We start from the raw sequence: 5,200 nt of genomic DNA, 5'->3' as shown, positions 1-5,200 counted from the left end.
GAGCTACAAAAGGCGGAGGAGCGGGATCACCTGTTGCAGGGGTACCTGGTGGCTTTGGGGCAGTTGGATCGGGTGATCGCCCTCATCCGCGGAGCCGCCGATACCGCCGCCGCCCGATCCGAATTACAAGCAACATTGGGCCTGAGCGAAGCGCAAGCCGACGGGATCTTGCAAATGCAACTGCGCCGCCTCACCGCCCTGGAAGCAGAGAAAATCCAGGCCGAACACGAAGACTTGGTGAGGCAAATTGCCGATTTGCGGGACATTCTGACTCGGCGGGAACGGGTGATGCAGATCATCAGCGAAGAGCTGCAGCAGCTCAAGGCCCGCTTTGCCAGCCCGCGCCGCTCCCGCCTCTGTCTGGAAGACTGTGAGCTGCAGACAGCCGATCTGATCGAGAACCGCGAGACGGTCATCTTTCTCACGGAGCAGGGCTACATCAAGCGCATGGACATCAAAGAATTTCAGGTGCAGGGGCGGGCCACCCGCGGCAAGGCCGGCACCCGTATCAAAGACGACGATGCCATCGAGCAATTTTTTGCCTGTCGCAGCCACGACACCATCCTCTTTTTCACAGATCGGGGGATGGTCTATACCCTGCCTGCCTACGAGATCCCGCAGGGAAGCCGCACCGCCCGCGGCAGCGCCATCGTCCAGTTGCTGCCCCTGAGCCGGGAAGAGCGGGTTACCTCGATGGTGCCCGTGAGCAAGTTCAGCGACGACGAATATCTGGTGATGCTGACCCAGGGGGGCTACATCAAAAAAACGGCCCTCAGCGCCTTTGCCAATGTGCGTTCCAACGGCCTAATTGCCATTTCTCTGGAGGAAAACGATGAGCTGCGCTGGGTGCGCCGCGCCCGCTCCAGCGACGATGTAGTGATGGCAACCCGCCAAGGCATGTCCATTCGCTTCCGGGCAGATGACGAGCAACTGCGTCCCCTAGGGCGGCCTGCTCGCGGCGTGCGGGCCATCACCCTCAACCCCGGTGACGACATCGTCAGTATGGACATTATTTTCGCCGAGTCGGTGATGGCTGCTGAGCGAGAGGGGGAGGGGCTGGCCAACCCCTGGGTATTGGTGATCACCAAAGAAGGGCGGGGCAAGCGCTCGGCCATCGACCACTTCCGTCAGCAAAACCGGGGTGGCAAGGGGGTGATCGCCACCAAGTTCCGCCAGGAGTCGGATGAATTGGCTGCCCTGCGCATCGTCAATGCCGAGGACGAGATCCTGTTGGTAACTGCCAGAGGCATTGTTATGCGCCAGTTGGCCAAGGCCATCCCCACTCAGTCTCGTGAGGCAACAGGGGTGCTGGTGCAGCGCTTGGATCCCGAAGACAGCATTGTAGCGGTGACGGTGGTGCCGGCCTCTTTTGTCGGGGATCCCACTGAAGTCGAGGAAGAGCCCGCGGGCGAAACCTCGGAAGACAGCCGTTGATCCTGAGGCCCCAGCTTCAGCTCTGGATCCCAGGTGCGGTATTTGCCACGGCAGAGGGGTAGGATCCCGTACCGAGAGGGGTGAGGATTGGGTGTTAGCGTTGACATAGCCCAAAACGGCCAACTGCGAAGGCCTGAGGGATCAGGCCGGGCTTCCGAGTTGGGCTGGATCTGCTGTGTTTGGGGAGCTTGGTGACTCCATGTCGAGCCCATTAAATTTCATCCCTGGTTTTGAGGCTGTGCAAACTCCGAGCCCCGACAACCGGCTCTGGCAGTATCTGCAAGCTCAGGATCCCAGCATTTTTCAGGATATTGCCCGCAATTCTTCCCCTGAAGTGCTGGAGATCTTGGGCCACAACATCCGCAGCTTGGTGGGGAGCTTGCCCTCCGATCAATTTGGGGTGCAGATCATCACCAACCGCGAGAGCTTGGCGAAAATGCTCTCCGGCGCGATGATGGGCGGCTATTTTCTGCGGGTGATGGAGCAGCGTCTGGCCCTGGAGCAATCCTTGGGCAGCCCGTCCGCTCCTGACACTTCTCCTCATTCGGAGAGCGGCCATTCTTAGCCGCCCAGGCATAACTTCCTGCGGCATGGCGCTAGAGTGGAGCTGTCGGGCTGGGCCAGGAGCATGCAATTTCTCGTCGCTCTTTTGTTAGCACTGGCGTGGCTGTTTGCCCCCAGCCCGGTTCAAGCCCAAGGGGTTGCTTGCCCCTACGCCACCTTGCGCCTGGAGTCCAGGCTGGCGGTGGATGCCAAGCAAGTCTGCGAGGCGGCTGCCCCCTGGGCAGCGAAAGGTTTTCGGGTGCTGGTTTATCTCACCGATGCGCGGGATCCCTCGGAGCAGGCCTGGTTTGCCCGTTTGGATCGTGTGGAGGCAGAGGCCGGCCTGCGGGATCTGTCGCAAGTGGATTTTTACGACCGCAACGGCTTGACGGTAGCCGCCAGCACCGATACTTTCCCGCCCTGGGGGTTCAACATCACCTATGGCGAAACCCTCTACGGCACCCGCCTCGATACCGCCGACCACGAGTACCAACACCTCCGATCCCAGGTGCGCGAGCTGCTTGGCCAAGGGGATCCCTCGCAGGCGCTGGTGGTCGGGCTGCAGCAGAGCTATCGGCTGGCCTATCCGCCTCCGCCTTCCCCCTGGCCGCTGCTGGGAGTGGGAGCTGGTGCCGCAGCAGTGATCGGCGGCACGATCTCCTGGCGCAGGCAGCGGCGCCGCCGGCAGTTGCAAAACCAGATCCAAGTCCTGCAAGCTCCGGTGGCCACTCTGCTCTTGGCCCTAGAGGGTCTCTTGCCCAGTGACAAGCCGGAGGAGACTATCTTCTACCGGCTTTATTTGATTTTGGGGGGGGAGCGCTACCCACAGTTGGGATCCCGCCTCCTCGAGACTTTGCAGGCCTGTCGGCAGGCTCTCACGCAGGCCTTTTGGGTGCAAGGGCAGCTCTCCAACCAAACTCCCACCACCCTCAGGGAGCTGGAGCAGCAGGTGGAAGCCTGGGAACGCCTCTACATCAGCCTGGTGGGCAGCCGTGAGCGCCTGCTCAACCTCAGCGAAGAGCAACTGCAAACTCTGCTCAACCCGGTGCAGTTTCTTCCCTCTAACCTGGCCGAGGAAGGGGGATCCCTGCTGCGGCAACTGGAAGACCTGCGCCAACAGTTGGAAGGTCGCCCCCTGAAAGTCGAGCTGCTGCGGGTGGATCCCAGCCGCTTGGATGCCGATGGCATTCTCGGCCTGATCGAGCGGGTGCAACGGGAGCTGGATCGCCTGCAGAAGGCCCCTGCTCTGCTCTCCGCCAAGCTGGCTACTCTGGAAAACCGATTGCGCCAAGCCCCTGCGGGGATCCCGACCTCTCTCGGCTCTGGCTTGGCCGGGCTGTTGAACCAAGTGCGCTCCCTGCAGCAAAGGGGTTTGGATCTGGATGGGTTGGAGCTGGCCGAGGCCGGGATCCGCCTGCTGGATCTGCTGGCTCAACTGCAAACTTGGCAAAACCAGGGCTACCGCTTTCCCCGGCAGGCCGACGACCTGGCCCAACTGGCCTCAGCCCTGGGATCCCTGCCCGAGCTGCACAGCGCCATCGACAGCCTAGAAAACCACAGCCGCGCCTACGTCCAGCAACACCAAAAAAACCAGGCCGAGCTCAGCCGCCTGCAAACTCAGCTCCAAAGCCTCAAGCAGCGCCTACCCGACCTGGATCGCCGGGTGTATGGGGGCTTCTTCCGCCACCCGCCGCAGGAAGAGCGCAAAGCGCTGGAAGAAACGAGGCGGCTCCTCCTCTACATCAGCCAAGAGGGGATCCCGGCCATTCAGCGCTGGAACAGCCTCTCCGAGCAGAACTTCGATCAGGCCCAGCAAGAGATCGAGCGGGTTCAAGCCGCTCTGCAGCGCTGTGCAGACAGGCTGGATCGCCTGGAGCGATCCCTGTGGCAGGCGGAGCAAGAAGATGAGCGGCACAGCACCGTTACAGTCTTTACCTCGACTTCCTCTTGGGACAGGGACTTTGGCCGCTCTTCGGGCACGGGATCCTGGGGCGGCTCTTCTGGTTCTTCCGGCTCCTCCTCCCGCCATTCCTCCGGGGGCAGCTCTTCCCGCCACTCTTCGGGCGGCTCCTCCCGTCGTCGCTAGGGGGTGGGGATGACCAGCTCCACAGCCGTATCCAGGCGCGAGGGCGGGGGTGGGGCCTCGCCTGGAGCCAGTTCCAGGTAGGGGGCCAGGGGGTGATTTTCTTTCCAGCGGGATCCGATTTCGCCGGCCATTTGGGTGACCTGGATTTGATAGAGCTGCGCCAGCTCAGCGGCGTTGAGGTTGCCCCGCTCCACCTGATCGCGGCTGGCTTCTGCCAGAACCTCCGCCATGAGGTTGCCCTGCTCGTCAAACCGCCACAGCTCCAGGCGGCTGCGGGAGCGCAGACTCACCTCCGTCGGCGAGGCCGGGCGGGTGAGGACATCGACGCGGGCGATGACAATGGCCTCCAGGCCCAGGTAATCGAAAAACTGGCTCACCGCTTCCGGCTTGCGGCGATCCCACTCAAACAGCTCGTAGACCGGCCAGCCCACCTGGCGCAAAAGGGGCTGAATGCGGCGGTTGTCCAGGGGCACCACCTTCTCGCTGTTGGGGATCAGGCCCAGGCGCACCGCTTCGATGGCCAGGCGCTGGCCCAAAAGCTGGGTATGTTCCAGCCCTCCTACCCCCAAAATGCCGAGGCGACGCCGGGGTTGGGGCCGGATGGGCACCTGCAAAACCACATCCACAGGGGTGGTCAGGCCCGCCTGCAGCAGGATCTCGTGCTCCGCCTTTTCGTAGTCGGGGTGCCATACGGTCAACATCCAACGTCCGGCAGGAGCCTGGTCGAGCTCAAACGCCCCCTGCTCGTCCGTCTGGACGGGCTCCAAGCCCTCCAACTGCACCTGCGCCCCGGCCACCGGCTGCCCCAGGCTGTTGCTCACCTGCCCCACCAGCCGCGCCTGGGATCCCGCCTGGTCTCGATGGGGAAACAGCGGTGTGAAGTGGGGAATGGGGTGGGCCAGCGCTCCCGGAGTCAGGGCCAGCCAGCCGCAGAGAGCCAGACTGCCCAAGCTGACCCTGCACCCGAGAGAATTGAGGGAGAAGAAAAGAGGCATGGCAAGGCTACATCCAGTAGTGGCAGTCGGTTCTATCAGAGCAAAATCCTGCTGCAGGGATCCTCACCCAGAAAAGGGATTGTTGGCCTGCCATTGTTGGATAAAGACGGGCACCATGTTGCGCACCTGCAGCCGAAACAGG

The 5,200-nt window shown here is 62.6% G+C and carries 4 protein-coding genes; 3 read left to right on the top strand and 1 reads right to left on the bottom strand.

Annotated features, from left to right (window positions below; all coding sequences use genetic code 11):
* From NW857_RS12170 to NW857_RS12160, 3 genes are all read left to right on the top strand, one after another.
* Positions 1-1,434 (top strand): DNA gyrase C-terminal beta-propeller domain-containing protein (locus tag NW857_RS12170; protein ID WP_414369090.1); only part of this gene is annotated, 1,434 nt, incomplete at its 5' end.
* Positions 1,435-1,672: 238 nt separating this feature from the next.
* Positions 1,673-1,999: a DUF760 domain-containing protein gene (locus NW857_RS12165; RefSeq protein ID WP_414334831.1), complete on the top strand. Its 327-nt coding sequence runs from the start codon at positions 1,673-1,675 to the stop codon at positions 1,997-1,999.
* A 63-nt stretch (positions 2,000-2,062) separates the two neighbouring features.
* Complete coding sequence (locus NW857_RS12160) at positions 2,063-4,063, top strand: hypothetical protein (protein WP_414369088.1); 2,001 nt, start codon at positions 2,063-2,065, stop codon at positions 4,061-4,063.
* Here the strand turns inward: NW857_RS12160 and NW857_RS12155 are convergent.
* The gene (locus NW857_RS12155) at positions 4,060-5,013 is read right to left on the bottom strand and encodes a carboxypeptidase-like regulatory domain-containing protein (RefSeq protein ID WP_414369087.1); all 954 of its coding nucleotides are present in this window, start codon (positions 5,011-5,013) and stop codon (positions 4,060-4,062) included. The two genes, NW857_RS12160 and NW857_RS12155, sit on opposite strands and share 4 nt — an antisense overlap.
* Positions 5,014-5,200: the final 187 nt, after the last annotated feature.

The sequence above is a fragment of the Synechococcus sp. H55.9 genome, assembly GCF_047462355.1.
Classification (GTDB): domain Bacteria; phylum Cyanobacteriota; class Cyanobacteriia; order Thermostichales; family Thermostichaceae; genus Thermostichus.
This window is presented reverse-complemented; position numbering and strand designations above follow the sequence as displayed.